Genomic DNA, 13,268 nt, shown 5'->3' with positions numbered 1-13,268 from the left:
CATTCCGGCGGTTCGTCACACACCAAGGCCCCGCCATGCCCCGCCGCCCCTGCGCCCTGCGCGCCCTGCTGCTCCAGTTCGTGTTCATCGCCATCGCCTGCCTGGCCGCCTGGCCCGCCGCGCACGCCCAGGCGGGCACCTGGGCGGCCAGCGGCAGCCTGGGCGATGGGCGCCAATGGCACACCAGCACCCAGCTGCCCAACGGCAAGGTGCTCGTCGCGGGCGGCTATGGCGGCGGCAGCCTCAGCCACCTTGCCAGCGCCGAGCTGTACGACCCCGCCGCCGGCCAGTGGGCCGCCACCGGCCCGCTCGCCCACGCGCGCCGCGGCCACACCGCCACCTTGCTGCCCCATGGCAAGGTGCTCGTGGCGGGTGGCTACGACGGCAGCGCATTCATCGCCAGCGTCGAGCTGTACGACCCCGCCACCGGCTTGTGGAGCGGTGCCAGCGCGCTGGCCCAGCCGCGCACGGAACACACCGCCACCCTGCTGGCCGATGGCCGGGTGCTCGTCGCGGGCGGCCACGCCAGCGGGGGGCAGGTGGCCCAGGCCGAACTGTACGACCCCGCCACCGGCGCCTGGTCCCCCGCCGGGCAGTTGGCCGAAGCGCGCCAGGGCCATACCGCCACCTTGCTGGCCGACGGCCGGGTGCTCGTCGTCGGCGGCGGCAACGGCACCGGCTACCTCGCCACCGCCGAGGTGTACCGCCCGAGCGACAACACCTGGGGCTCCGCCGCCCCGCTGCCGCAAGGGCCGCGCAGCGATTTCACCGCCACCTTGCTGCCCAACGGCAGGGTGCTTGCCGTGGGCGGAAACAGCGGCAGCGAGCAGCTTGCCAGCGCCGAGCTGTACGACCCCCAGGGCGATACCTGGGCGCCTGCCGCCCCGCTGAACAGCAAGCGCTTATTCCACACCGCCACGCTGCTGCCCGGCGGCAAGGTGCTCGTGGCGGGAGGCTTCGGCAGCGGCAGCGCTCTCCAAAGCGCCGAACGGTACGACCCTGACACCAACCAATGGACCGCCGCCGGCGGCCTGAACGACGGGCGCTGGCGCCACATCGCCACCCTGCTGCCCCAGGGCAAGGTGCTCTTCATCGGGGGCGCCAGCGACCTCGGCGCGCTGCTCGCCAGCACCGAGCTCTACGACCCCGCCATCGGCACCTGGGCGGGCACCGGCGCGCTGCCAGGCCAGCGCACGGAGCACACGGCCACCCTGCTGCCGGACGGCAAGGTGCTCGTCGCGGGCGGGGGCGCCGGTTTTGGCGCCGGGCAGCTCATCGGCGCTGCCGCGCTGTACAACCCCGCCACCGGCGCCTGGGCCGCCACGGGCCCGCTGGCCGCCGCGCGCATCTACCACACCGCCACCTTGCTGCCCGGCGGCAAGGTGCTCGTCGTGGGCGGCCTCGGCAGCGCAGGAGCGCTCGCCAGCGCCGAACTCTACGACCCCGCCACGGGCACCTGGAGCGGCACCGGCGCGATGGCCAGCCCCCGCTTGCGGCACGCCGCCGTCCTGCTGCCCAGCGGCCAGGTGCTGGTCGTGGGGGGCTTGGGCAGCAACATCAGCAACAGCCAAACCGCCACCGCCGAGCTGTACGACCCCGCCACCGGCCTCTGGTCCGCCACGAGCGCGATGAGCGCCGCACGCCAATGGCCCACGGCCACCCTGCTGCCTACCGGCAGGGTGCTCATCGCGGGGGGGAATGGCAGCGGCGGCACCCTGGGCAGCGCCGAGCTGTACGACCCCGCCTCGGGCACCTGGAGCGGCGCCGGCACGATGGCCAGCCCACGCTGGACCCACACCGCCACCCTGCTGCCCCAGGGCAAGGTGCTTGTCGCGGGGGGGCACGACGGCACCGACCTCGGCGGCGCCGAGCTTTACGACCCCGCCCTGAACGCATGGAGCCCCACCGGCCCGCTCAACACCGGACGCTCCGGCCACACCGCCACCCTGCTGCCCGGCGGCAAGGTTTTGGCCGCTGGGGGGGGTGGTGGCGGCTACCTGGGCAGCGCCGAACTGTACGACCCCGCCACGGGCGCCTGGGCCGCCACCGGCGCGCTGGCCACTGTGCGCGCCTACCACACCGCCACCGTGCTGCCCGATGGCACGGTGCTCGCCGCCGGGGGGCGCGACGGCGTCACGGCCACCAGCGGCATCGCCACCGCCGAGCGCTACGACCCTGCCGGCGGCGCAGTGCCCCCGGCCCGCATTCCCACATTGACCGGCGGCCCCGCCCGGTTGAGCGGCGCGGCCTTCACCCTCACCGGTTTGCGGCTGCGTGGCGACAGCGAGGCCAGCGGCGGCAGCACCAGCGCATCGCCCACCCCCTTGCCGCTGGTGCAGTTGACGCGGCTGGACAACGGCGCGCGCACCTGGCTCGCGCCCACCGGCTCCACCGCCGCCAGCATCGACGTGGCCGCGCCGGGCGCGCTGCCCAGCGGCCGGTATGCGCTGCGGGCGTTCGTGAACGGCATGGCGTCCAACGCGCTGCTGCTGGGCACGCAGGCCCAGCCCACGCTGGCCCTGTCCGCCAGCGCCGTGGGCGCCAGCGTCACCTTCACCGCCACGCTGAACGGCGCATCCGCCAGCCCCACGGGCCAGGTGGCGTTCAGCGTGGATGGCGCGCCGCTGGCCTGCACCACGGCCACCTTCAGCGGCGGCGTGGCCACCTGCGCCACCAGCAGCCTGGCCATGGGCCTGCACAGCATCACCGCCAGCTACACGGGCGACGCCGACAACGCGCCCGCCACCGCCAGCCCGCTGGCGCACACCGTCAACACCGCTGCCGTGCCCGTGCCGGGCGGCGGCGGCGGCACGGCGCAGGTCGGCATCACCGGCGGCCCACCCGGCTGCACCGTGAACACCCTGGGCCTGAGCGCGGCCACTGGCGCCGACAACCTGCCCGCAGGCGCGACCGCCCCGCTGGGCGTGCTGCGCTTCACGGCCACGGGCTGCGCGGGCGCCACGCTCGCGGTGGCCATCACCTACCCCGGCGGCAGCCTGGCGGGGCTGGTGCCGCGCAAGTTCGGCCCCGCCGCGGCCGGTGCCACGGCGCTCTGGTTCCCGCATGGCGCGGTCAGCGGCGACACGGTGAGCTTTGCCGTCACCGACAACGGCACGGGCGACAACGACCCCGCCCCCGGCGCCATCGCCGACCCGCACGCCATGCTGCTGCTGGCCGCCGCCGCGCAGGCGATTCCTACGCTGTCCGAATGGGGCCTGCTCGTGCTGGCGGCGCTGCTGGGGCTGGCAGCGCTGCGCAGGTTTCAAGCCGGATCGGCCTCCAGCGCTTGATGAGAAAGCGCTGAAAGCTATCAAATCAGGAGTTTTTTCCGGATGCGCTAGCATTGCCAGTCCCATTGTCACGAGGCGCCCCATGCCCACTGAAGCCCTGCTGGCCTACGCCCACTTTCTGGCCATCCTGACCATGACCGTCTTCCTGGCCAGCGAGGCGGCCCTGTGCCGCAAGGAGTGGCTCAACGCCGCGGTGGTGGAGCGCCTGGCGCGGGTGGACATGGTCTATGGCATCTCCGCCATCGCCGTGCTGGCCACGGGCCTGGCGCGCACCTGGTGGGGCATGAAGGGCGCGGGGTGGTACTGGTCGCAGCCCCTGCTGCACACCAAGGTCACGCTGTTCGTGGTCATCGGCCTGATCTCCATCGTGCCCACGGTGCGCTTTCTGCGCTGGCGCAAGCAGCTGCGCGCCACGGGTGCGCTGCCCACCGAGGCCGAGGTGCGCGGCACGCGCCGCCTCGTGATGATCGAGGCTCACCTGCTGGTGGTGATTCCGCTGCTGGCCGTGTTCCTGGCGCGGGGCGTGGGCACGCGCTAGAAAGCACAAAGCCCCGCGTGCGGGGCTTTGTTTGGGGGCCAAGGTGTGTCAGGCGGGCTTGTTGCTCAGGCATTCCTTCATGAAGGCCTTGCGCTCGTCGCCCTTGAGGGTCTTGGCCTTGGGGTCTGCGTTGCAGGTCTTCATCTTGGTCTGCTGCTTTTCCTGCTTGTTGGCAGACAGGCATTCCTTCATGAAGGCCTTGCGCTCGTCGCCCTTCTTTTCCTTGGCGTCGGCATTGCAGGTGGCCATCTTGCTCTGCTGCGCGGTGGGCGCCTTGGCCGGCGCGGAGGCCGCGGCAGCAGGCGCGTCGGCGGCATGGGCCGTGGCCAGGGAGAGGGTCAGGCCGATGGCCGTCATCAGGGAAAGCAGTTTCTTCATGTAATGCTCCTGCGGGTAGGGGGATGGACGGCCCGGTGGACACCGGGCCATTCAGCATAACGCCACAGCGGCGGGATGGGATGACGGGGCGCCCCCGTAGAATCCCCGCATGCTCTCCGTCAAACAGGAATTGCTCGCGGCGCTCGCCGGCGAGCTGGAAAAATTGTCGCCCGGCACTGCCGGGCGCGCTGCGTTCGAATCCCCCAAGGTGGCCGCCCACGGCGACTTCGCCTGCACGGCGGCCATGCAGCTGGCCAAGCCGCTCAAGCTCAACCCGCGCGCGCTGGGCGAGCAGCTCAAGGCCGCGCTCGAGGCCACGCCCGCGTTTGCCCGCTGGGTCGATGCCATCGAGATCGCCGGCCCCGGGTTTCTCAACATCCGCCTCAAGCCCGCCGCCAAGCAGGAAGTGGTGCGCGAGGTCTTGGGTGCCGGAGACCGCTTTGGCTACCAGGCCGACAACGGCCAGCGCGTGCTGGTCGAGTTCGTCTCGGCCAACCCCACCGGCCCGCTGCACGTGGGCCACGGCCGCCAGGCGGCGCTGGGCGACGCGATCTGCAACCTCTTTGCCACCCAGGGCTGGAAGGTGCACCGCGAGTTCTATTACAACGACGCGGGCGTGCAGATCCAGACGCTGACCACCAGCACGCAGCTGCGCGCCAAGGGCTTCAAGCCCGGCGACGAGTGCTGGCCCACCGACCCGGAGAACCCGGCGTCCAAGGCGTTCTACAACGGCGACTACATCCAGGACATCGCCAACGACTTCCTCGCGAAGAAGACCGTCAAGGCCGACGACCGCGAGTTCACCGCCAGCGGCGACGTGGACGATGTGGAGTCCATCCGCCAGTTCGCCGTGGCCTACCTGCGCAACGAGCAGGACAAGGACCTGCAGGCCTTCAATCTGAAGTTCGACGAGTACTACCTCGAGTCGAGCCTGTACACCAGCGGCCGCGTCGAGGCTACCGTGGGCAAGCTCGTGGCCAACGGCAAGACCTACGAGCAGGACGGCGCGCTGTGGCTCAAGAGCACGGACTACGGCGACGACAAGGACCGTGTCATGCGCAAGCAGGACGGCACGTACACCTACTTCGTGCCCGACGTGGCCTACCACATCGCCAAGTGGGAGCGCGGCTTCACCAAGGTCGTCAACATCCAGGGCACGGACCACCACGGCACCATCGCCCGCGTGCGCGCCGGGCTGCAGGCAGCCGGCGTGGGCATTCCGCAGGGCTACCCCGACTACGTGCTGCACACCATGGTGCGCGTGGTCAAGGGCGGCGAAGAGGTCAAGATCAGCAAGCGCGCGGGCAGCTATGTCACGCTGCGCGACCTGATCGAATGGACCAGCAAGGACGCGGTGCGCTTCTTCCTCTTGAGCCGCAAGCCCGACACCGAGTACACCTTCGACGTGGACCTGGCCGTGGCGCAGAACAACGACAACCCGGTGTACTACGTGCAGTACGCCCACGCGCGCATCCAGTCGGTGCTGCGCGGCTGGGCCGAGCAGGGCGGCGGCGATGTGGCCTCGCTCCAGGGCGCGGACCTGTCGGCGCTCGAAGGCCCGCAGGCCCAGGCGCTGATGCTGCAGCTGGCCAAGTACCCCGAGATGCTCACCGCCGCCGCCGACGGCGAGGCGCCGCACGACGTGACCTTCTACCTGCGCGACCTGGCCGCCAGCTACCACAGCTACTACGACGCCGAGCGCATCCTGGTGGACGATGAAACCGTCAAGCGTGCCCGGCTGGCCCTCGTCGCCGCCACCGCGCAGGTATTGCACAATGGCCTGGCCGTGCTGGGCGTGTCGGCTCCGGCCAGAATGTAAGCAGTCACTATGAAGAAACAACAGACGGGTGGGACCATCATCGGCTTCATCGTCGGGGTCATCGTGGGCCTGGGGGCCGCACTGGCGGTGGCCGTGTACGTGACCAAGGTGCCGGTGCCCTTCCTCAACAAGGGCAACGGGCGGGGCGTGGACATGGATGCCGCCGAATCCCAGAAGAACAAGAACTGGGACCCGAACTCTCCGCTGTACGGCAAGAACCCCGCGCGTCCCCCCGCGCCGGCGGTGGCGGCGGCTTCCGCGCCCGCCTCCGCGGCGGCGCCCGAGGTGCGGGCGGCCGCCTCCGCGCCCAAGCCGGTTGCCAGCAAGCCCGAGGCGGCCAAGGCCGAAAGCAAGCCCGGCGCCGATCCGCTGGGCGATCTGGCCGTCGCCAAGGCCGCCGCCAAGGGCAACCTGGACCCGTTCGACTACTTCGTGCAGGCCGGGGCATTCCGCACCCAGGCCGATGCGGATGCCCAGCGCGCCAAGCTGGCCATGCTGGGCTGGGAGGCCCGGGTGAGCGAGCGCGAGCAAAATGGGCGGGCCGTGTTCCGCGTGCGCGTGGGCCCGTTCACCAAGCGCGATGATGCCGAGCAGCTCAAGGAAAAGCTCGACGGCGCCGGGGTGGAATCGGCCCTGGTGCGGGTGCAGCGCTGAACTGCCGCGCAGCGGGAGCTGAACTTTTTGCGGGGGCATGGCTCACATCCCCCAGACCAGAACCAGGAGAGTCTTTGCCATGAAACGCCGTGAGTTTTCTTTGTCCGCCGCCTCGGCGGTTGCCGCTTCCGCCCTGACGCTGCCAGTGGCCACCCCCGCGCTGGCCCAGGCCCGCCAGTTCAAGGAGGGCAAGGACTTCAAGCGGCTGGACAAGCCCGTGGCGCCCGATGCGCCCGCCGGCAAGGTCGATGTGATCGAATTCTTCTGGTACAGCTGCCCCCACTGCCACGCCTTCGAGCCCACGCTCGACGCATGGGTGAAGAGCGCCCCCAAGGACATGAGCATCCGCCGCATGCCCGTGGCCTTCAATGCCAGCTTCGTGCCGCAGCAAAAGCTCTACTACACGCTCGAAGGCATGGGCAAGCTCGACGCGCTGCACGCCAAGGTGTTCCGCGCCATCCATGTGGAAAAGCAGAAGCTGGCCAAGGACGACGAAATCCTGGCCTGGGTGACCCAGCAGGGGGTCGATGCCGCCAAGTTCAAGGAGGTCTACGGCTCCTTCACCGTGTCCAACCAGGTGCGCCGTGCGTCGCAGCTGCAGGACGCGTATGGCGTGGAAGGCGTGCCTTCCATGGGCGTGGCCGGCAAGTACTACACCGATGGCACCATGGCCGGCAACATGCAGAACGTGCTGCAGGTGGTGGAGCACCTGGCCGCCACGGCGAAAAAGGGGTGACGCCTCCTTGAAGGAAGCGTGGCCCTCGTGAGCCGCCTTCCTGCCAAGGGGAACGCACCCGGCGGCCCGGCAGCGCCGGCTCCACGGGTGCAGGCGTCGGCTTCCAAGCGCCGACGGCCTCGGATGTCCCAAGAAGAAGCCCGCGGATGCGGGCTTTTTTCATGGCGCGCGCCGTGGGGTGGCTACAATGACCTGCAAGATTCGTGCCCTATGAACTACCGCATCCTCCCCCACCTCCTGCTTGTCGCCCTGGCCTGCCATCTGGGCGCGGCGCACGCCGAAAAGGCCGACCGCGCCAAGCCCATGAACATCGAGGCCGACGCCTTGCGACACGATGAGCTCAAGCAGACCAGCGTGTTCTCGGGCCGCGTGGTCATGACCAAGGGCTCCATCGTGCTGCGCGGCGCGCGGCTGGACGTGCGCCAGGACGCCGACGGCTACCAGTACGGCGTGGTCACGGCCGAGGCGGGCAAGCGGGCCTTCTTCCGCCAGAAGCGCGATACCGTGGCCGGCGCGCCGGACGAGTTCATCGAAGGCGAGAGCGAAGTCATCGAGTACGACGGCAAGGCCGACAACGTGCGCTTCATCACCCGCGCCGAACTGCGCCGCTACCGCGGGGCGGTCCTCAGCGACGAGATCACCGGCGCCGTGATCGTCTACAACAACCTCACCGATGTGTTCACCGTGGACGGCAAGCGCACCCCCGCGACCAATGCGGCGGGCGATGCGCCCGCGCCCGGCAGCCGGGTGCGGGCGGTGCTCGCGCCCAAGGACCCGCCCGCCGGTACCGCCGCGCCGGAGGCCGCGCCCCCGGCATCGGCGCCGGTGCTGCGCCCCAGCAACAGCCTTGGCGGCGGCTCCAAGTGAGCGCGCAGCCCGTCAGCCCCGGTCCTGACACCCAGGCGGGCAGCCGCCTGGAGGTGCAGCACCTGGCCAAGTCGTATGGCAGCCGCAAGGTCGTCAAGGATGTGTCGCTGGTCGTGCAAAAGGGCGAGGTCGTGGGCCTGCTGGGGCCCAACGGCGCGGGCAAGACCACCTCGTTCTACATGATCGTGGGCCTGGTGCGCAGCGACGCGGGCGACATCCGCATCGACGGCCATTCGGTGGCCCACATGCCCATCCACCGCCGCTCGCGGCTGGGGCTGTCCTACCTGCCGCAGGAAGCCTCCATCTTCCGCAAGCTCACGGTCGAAGAGAACGTGCGCGCGGTGCTGGAGCTGCAGCGCGCGGACGACGACGGCAAGCCGCTGTCGCGCGAGGCCATCGAAGAGCGTCTCACGGCCTTGCTCCAGGAGCTGCGCGTGGACCACCTGCGGGCCTCGCCCGCCATGGCCCTGTCGGGCGGCGAGCGCCGCCGCGTCGAGATCGCCCGCGCGCTGGCCACGCAGCCGCGCTTCATCCTGCTGGACGAGCCCTTTGCGGGCATCGACCCCATCGCCGTGATCGAGATCCAGCGCATCATCGGTTTTCTCAAGGCGCGCGGCATCGGCGTGCTCATCACCGACCACAACGTGCGCGAGACGCTGGGCATCTGCGACCACGCCTTCATCATCAGCGATGGCCAGGTGCTGGCCCAGGGCACGCCGTCCGAGATCGTGGACAACGCCGAAGTGCGCCGGGTGTACCTGGGCGAACATTTCCGCATGTAGACATGGCCTCCACGCTTGTCACTTCGTGTACTGCGCTGCCCCCCGAGGGGGCCTTCGCGCCTTGGGGCGGCCCGGCGGCGCGGTACGGTGCCCCCACGCTCCCCGCTGCGCGTGGTTCGCTGCCCCCCGAGGGGGCGTTCGCGCCTTGGGGCGGCCCGGCGGCGCGGTACGGTACCCCCACGCTCCCCGCTGCGCGTGGTTCGCTGCCCCCCGAGGGGGCGTTCGCGCCTTGGGGCGGCCCGGCGGCGCTCAATCAATGAAACCTGGACTCTCGCTGCGCGTCTCGCAGCATCTTGCATTGACCCCCCAGCTTCAGCAGTCCATCCGGCTGCTGCAGTTGTCCACGCTGGAACTCTCGCAGGAAGTCGAGCAGATGCTTGACGAAAACCCGTTCCTCGAACGCAACGCCGACGAGGCGCCGCGCGAGGAGTTTGGCCTGGAAGCCGCCGATACGCCGGCCCAGGCCGACGACTACAGCGCGGATGATGCTATTTTTTCAGGAGCTACCAGCGCAAGCAGTACCAGCGCTGAGGCTCAAAATGATGCTGAAACTCCGAGCGCGGGCGCCGACGAGCCCGACTGGAGCGGCGACGGCACGGTGGAGATGGCGCCCAACGACGCCGAGTGGGGCGGCGACGCCCCCGCCCGCAACCGCAACGACGCCGAAGGCGACGAGGCCGACGCCACCGAGCTGGCCCGCACGCACGAATCGCTGACCGCCTTTTTGCACCGACAGGCGCTGGCGCTGCGCCTGTCCGAGATCGACCGCGCCGCGCTGCGCTTCCTGATCGAATCGCTCAACGACGACGGCTACCTGGAGGATCCGCTCGAAGAGCTGGCCATCAGCCTGGCCGGGCCCGACGACCTGGAGCAGATCGAGGAACTGGTGCACCGCTTCACCGTGGCACAGCGGCTGCTGCAGAGCCTGGAGCCCGTGGGCGTGGGCGCGCGCGGCCTGGCCGAGTGCCTGACGCTGCAGCTCAAGGCGCTGGCCGCCGACGAGGACAGCGACATCGACCCCGACACCGTGCAGACCGCGCTGCGCGTGTGCCAGCAGCCGCTGGAGATGCTGGCGCGGCGCGACGTGCGCCGCCTCACGCAGGCCTGCGGCGACAGCGAGGAGCGCACCCGCGCCGCCATGGCGCTGATCGCCCGGCTGGAGCCGCGCCCGGGGCGCCGCTTCGCCGACGTGGAGCGCAACATCATCATCCCCGACGTGATCGTGCGCAAGGCCGGGCGCGCCAATGGCCGCGACGGGCAGCACAACTTCATCGTGCAGCTCAACCCCGACGTGATGCCGCGCCTGCGCGTGCACGACATCTATGCCGGCGCCCTGCGCGGCCACAAGGGCGGCGAGGGCCACCAGGGCATGCAGCAGCGCCTGCAGGAGGCGCGCTGGTTCATCAAGAACATCCAGCAGCGCTTTGACACCATCCTGCGCGTCTCGCGCGCCATCGTGGAGCGGCAGAAGAACTTCTTCACCCACGGCGAACTCGCCATGCGCCCGCTGGTGCTGCGCGACATCGCCGACGAGCTGGGCCTGCACGAGTCCACCATCAGCCGCGTGACCACGGCCAAGTACATGGCCACGCCCATCGGCACCTACGAGCTCAAGTACTTCTTCGGCTCGGGCCTGGGCACCGAGACCGGCGGCAATGCGTCGAGCACCGCCGTGCGCGCCCTCATCAAGCAGTTCGTGGCCGCCGAGAGCCCGACCAAGCCGCTGTCCGACAGCCAGATCGCCGAGATGCTCAAGGAGCAGGGCATCGAGTGCGCGCGCCGCACCGTCGCCAAGTACCGCGAGGCGCTCAAGATCGCGCCGGCGAATCTGCGCAAGGCGCTGTAGGCGCCTTGCGAGCGCGTGCACGGCGCATGCGCCTGGTGGCCCGTTTTTCCGCTCCGTTGCCGTCTTTCCCTCTCACTTCGCCACCCCGTCCATGGCCCGCATCGTCTTCGACCTTCCCGCGCACTTCGGTTTCGCCACCGAAATGCAGATCTACATCAGCCACGTCAACCAGGGCGGGCACCTGGACAACGCGCAGCTGCTGAGCCTCGTGTCCGAGGCCCGGGTGCGGTTTTTCCAGTCACTCGGCTACCCCGAGGCCGACGTGGGCGGGCTGTCCATCGTGGTCGGAGACATCGTGGCGCAGTACAAGTCCGAGGGGTTCCACGGCGAGACCATGCGCGTGGAGATGGCGCCTGCGGACTTCAACCGCTATGGGTTCGACCTGGTCTTTTGCATGACCGAGAAGACCTCGGGCCGCGAGGTGGCGCGCGGCAAGATCGGCATCGTTTTCATCGGCAAGGCCGGCCGCAAGGTGGCGCCGATCCCGGACTCCATCCGCCAGTTGCTGCTGGCCCGTGCCGGCACGCCGGATTCACACGCACTTTCCGAGCGCGTATCCTCACCATCGTCATGAACCAACTCCAACTTTTTCTCCCCTGCGCCGCCGGTGTGGAGGGCTTCCTGGCCGACGAGGTGCATGGCATCACCGGCCTCACGGGGCAGGATCTGCTGGTGGGCCGGGGCGGCGTGCTGCTGCGCGCCTCGTGGCGCGACGCGCTGCTGCTGAACCTGCACAGCCGCCTGGCCCAGCGCGTGCTGGTGCAGCTGGCGCACCGCCCGTACCGCTCCGAGAACGACCTCTACGCCGCCGCCAGCGACGTGGCCTGGGAAATCTGGTTCACCACGCGCCAGACCTTCAAGGTCGAGGTGACCGCCCAGCACAGCCCGCTGCAGAGCCTCAATTTCGCGGGGCTCAAGGTCAAGGACGCGGTGGCCGACCGCTTTCGCGCCAAGAGCGGCGTGCGCCCCGACGTGAACACGCAGTGGCCCGACGTGCGCATCCACCTGCACCTGACCACCGACGAAGCCACCATCTACATCGACACCTCGGGCGAGCCGCTGTTCAAGCGCGGCTGGCGCGAGGACAAGGGCGACGCCCCGCTGAAGGAGACCCTGGCCGCTGCCATGATCGCCGCCAGCGGCTGGGACCCCCACGGCGACAACCCCCAGCCGCTGTACGACCCCTGCTGCGGCAGCGGCACCATCGCCATCGAGGCCGCGCAGATCGCCTGCCGCATTCCGGCGGGCAGGCTGCGCCGCTTTGCGTTCGAGAAACTGCTGCCCTACCAGGCCCATGTCTGGTCTGCTATTAAAAATGAAGCTGAAGGCGCAATACAGACAAGCGCTGTACCTATTTTCGGCAGTGACGTCGCCTTCCGGATGGTGGATTTCGCCGAGCGCAATGCCGAGCGCGCCGGCGTGGCGGGCGCCGTGCAGCTGCGCGGAGGCGATGCGCTGCAGCGCATGCCGCCGTGCGAGCAGCCCGGCGTGATGCTCCTGAACCCCCCGTACGGCGAACGCATCGCCGCGGCCGGTGCCGCGGGCCGCAATGCCAGCGAGCGCGCGGCCGACCGTGCCCAGGGCCTGGCCGTGGGCCGTGAAGAAGCCCATACCGACGATGGCGGCGAGTTCTTCAGCCAGCTGGCCGCGCACTGGAAGAAGAACTACAGCGGCTGGACGGCCTGGATGCTCACGCCCGACCTCAAGCTGCCCGGCAAGATGCGCCTGAAGGAGTCGCGCCGCGTGCCGATGTGGAACGGCCCCATCGAATGCCGCATGTTCCGCTTCGACATGATCAAGGGCGCGGTGCGCGACCGCGGTGCCAAGGCGCCGCCCCAGGCGCCCGATGCCGGCGGCCCGCGCGATGCGGGTTGAGCTTTCGCTGCCCGCCGAGGCCGCTGAGGGCGAGCCCGCGCGCCCCGTGGTGGTGGACACCAACGTGGCGCTGGACCTGCTGATCTTCAGCGACCCGCGTACCGCGCCGCTGCGCACGCTGCTGGCCCAGGGGCGCCTGTCATGGATCGCCACGCAGGTCATGCGCGATGAGCTGGAGCGGGTGTTGGCCTACCCGCACATCGCAGAGCGCATGGACTACTACCGCGTGGACGCGGCGCAGGTGCTGTCCGCGTTTGATGTGCAGGTGCAGCTGGTGGATGTTGCGCCCAGGGTGGCCTATGTGTGCAAGGACGCGGACGACCAGAAGTTCATCGACCTGGCCGCCGCGCACCGGGCGATTTTGCTGAGCAAGGACAAGGCCGTGATTTGTATGCGCAAGCGGTTGTTGAGCTTGGGCGCGGATGTGGCGACGGAGTTGGTGCTGGAAGAAGCGTCCGTCGCTCCAGTGGCTTGATGCGGCCG

Annotated in this window: 12 protein-coding genes; 11 read left to right on the top strand and 1 reads right to left on the bottom strand. The window is 70.0% G+C overall.

The annotated features are described in order from the left end of the window. Positions 1-35 precede the first annotated feature (35 nt). Positions 36-3,290 carry an IPTL-CTERM sorting domain-containing protein gene (locus AC07PV_RS19040; protein WP_494631049.1) on the top strand — a complete coding sequence of 1,085 codons (3,255 nt, stop codon included), beginning with the start codon at positions 36-38 and terminating at the stop codon, positions 3,288-3,290. An 82-nt stretch (positions 3,291-3,372) separates the two neighbouring features. After that, a complete protein-coding gene (locus AC07PV_RS19035) occupies positions 3,373-3,828 on the top strand; it encodes a DUF2214 family protein (RefSeq protein WP_492807858.1) in 456 nt (151 codons plus the stop codon). A 48-nt stretch (positions 3,829-3,876) separates the two neighbouring features. Here AC07PV_RS19035 and AC07PV_RS19030 read toward each other — a convergent pair whose 3' ends face one another. Beyond that, positions 3,877-4,206, bottom strand: a complete 330-nt coding sequence (locus tag AC07PV_RS19030; RefSeq protein ID WP_218296751.1) for a PsiF family protein — start codon at positions 4,204-4,206, stop codon at positions 3,877-3,879. A gap of 109 nt (positions 4,207-4,315) precedes the next feature. Between AC07PV_RS19030 and argS the strand changes: the two genes are divergently transcribed. The 9 genes from argS (at position 4,316) to AC07PV_RS18985 (ending at position 13,260) form a co-directional block, all read left to right on the top strand. Continuing rightward, a complete protein-coding gene (argS, locus tag AC07PV_RS19025; protein WP_494631048.1) occupies positions 4,316-6,025 on the top strand; it encodes an arginine--tRNA ligase in 1,710 nt (569 codons plus the stop codon). A gap of 9 nt (positions 6,026-6,034) precedes the next feature. Next, positions 6,035-6,679: an SPOR domain-containing protein gene (locus AC07PV_RS19020; RefSeq protein ID WP_218296753.1), complete on the top strand. Its 645-nt coding sequence runs from the start codon at positions 6,035-6,037 to the stop codon at positions 6,677-6,679. 79 nt (positions 6,680-6,758) lie between these two features. Further along, complete coding sequence (locus tag AC07PV_RS19015; RefSeq protein WP_218296754.1) at positions 6,759-7,415, top strand: thiol:disulfide interchange protein DsbA/DsbL; 657 nt, start codon at positions 6,759-6,761, stop codon at positions 7,413-7,415. A 210-nt stretch (positions 7,416-7,625) separates the two neighbouring features. Continuing rightward, positions 7,626-8,282 carry a lipopolysaccharide transport periplasmic protein LptA gene (gene lptA / locus AC07PV_RS19010; RefSeq protein ID WP_218296755.1) on the top strand — a complete coding sequence of 219 codons (657 nt, stop codon included), beginning with the start codon at positions 7,626-7,628 and terminating at the stop codon, positions 8,280-8,282. Then, a complete protein-coding gene (gene lptB / locus AC07PV_RS19005; RefSeq protein ID WP_218296756.1) occupies positions 8,279-9,064 on the top strand; it encodes an LPS export ABC transporter ATP-binding protein in 786 nt (261 codons plus the stop codon). Before lptA ends, lptB begins: the two co-directional genes overlap by 4 nt. Positions 9,065-9,320: 256 nt before the next feature. Continuing rightward, positions 9,321-10,910, top strand: coding sequence for an RNA polymerase factor sigma-54 (locus AC07PV_RS19000; protein ID WP_218296757.1), 1,590 nt, complete (start codon positions 9,321-9,323; stop codon positions 10,908-10,910). A gap of 91 nt (positions 10,911-11,001) precedes the next feature. Then, positions 11,002-11,484, top strand: a complete 483-nt coding sequence (locus AC07PV_RS18995; protein ID WP_218341196.1) for an acyl-CoA thioesterase — start codon at positions 11,002-11,004, stop codon at positions 11,482-11,484. Then, positions 11,481-12,785 carry a THUMP domain-containing class I SAM-dependent RNA methyltransferase gene (locus AC07PV_RS18990; protein ID WP_218296759.1) on the top strand — a complete coding sequence of 435 codons (1,305 nt, stop codon included), beginning with the start codon at positions 11,481-11,483 and terminating at the stop codon, positions 12,783-12,785. The genes AC07PV_RS18995 and AC07PV_RS18990 overlap by 4 nt, the downstream gene beginning before the upstream one ends. Beyond that, a complete protein-coding gene (locus AC07PV_RS18985) occupies positions 12,775-13,260 on the top strand; it encodes a putative toxin-antitoxin system toxin component, PIN family (RefSeq protein ID WP_494631047.1) in 486 nt (161 codons plus the stop codon). Before AC07PV_RS18990 ends, AC07PV_RS18985 begins: the two co-directional genes overlap by 11 nt. Positions 13,261-13,268 lie beyond the last annotated feature (8 nt).

Source organism: Acidovorax sp. GW821-FHT09A11, from assembly GCF_059418365.1.
The sequence above is the reverse complement of the archived record's forward strand: the minus strand, read 5'-3'. Positions and strand labels throughout refer to the sequence as shown.

What these genes read in the sequence shown, in the direction of transcription:
- AC07PV_RS19040 (WP_494631049.1), top strand. Translation starts at nt 36, where the DNA reads ATGCCCCGCCGCCCCTGCGCCCTGCGCGCCCTGCTGCTCCAGTTCGTG.
- AC07PV_RS19035 (WP_492807858.1), top strand. Translation starts at nt 3,373, where the DNA reads ATGCCCACTGAAGCCCTGCTGGCCTACGCCCACTTTCTGGCCATCCTG.
- AC07PV_RS19030 (WP_218296751.1), bottom strand. Translation starts at nt 4,206, where the DNA reads ATGAAGAAACTGCTTTCCCTGATGACGGCCATCGGCCTGACCCTCTCC.
- argS (WP_494631048.1), top strand. Translation starts at nt 4,316, where the DNA reads ATGCTCTCCGTCAAACAGGAATTGCTCGCGGCGCTCGCCGGCGAGCTG.
- AC07PV_RS19020 (WP_218296753.1), top strand. Translation starts at nt 6,035, where the DNA reads ATGAAGAAACAACAGACGGGTGGGACCATCATCGGCTTCATCGTCGGG.
- AC07PV_RS19015 (WP_218296754.1), top strand. Translation starts at nt 6,759, where the DNA reads ATGAAACGCCGTGAGTTTTCTTTGTCCGCCGCCTCGGCGGTTGCCGCT.
- lptA (WP_218296755.1), top strand. Translation starts at nt 7,626, where the DNA reads ATGAACTACCGCATCCTCCCCCACCTCCTGCTTGTCGCCCTGGCCTGC.
- AC07PV_RS19000 (WP_218296757.1), top strand. Translation starts at nt 9,321, where the DNA reads ATGAAACCTGGACTCTCGCTGCGCGTCTCGCAGCATCTTGCATTGACC.
- AC07PV_RS18995 (WP_218341196.1), top strand. Translation starts at nt 11,002, where the DNA reads ATGGCCCGCATCGTCTTCGACCTTCCCGCGCACTTCGGTTTCGCCACC.
- AC07PV_RS18990 (WP_218296759.1), top strand. Translation starts at nt 11,481, where the DNA reads ATGAACCAACTCCAACTTTTTCTCCCCTGCGCCGCCGGTGTGGAGGGC.
- AC07PV_RS18985 (WP_494631047.1), top strand. Translation starts at nt 12,775, where the DNA reads ATGCGGGTTGAGCTTTCGCTGCCCGCCGAGGCCGCTGAGGGCGAGCCC.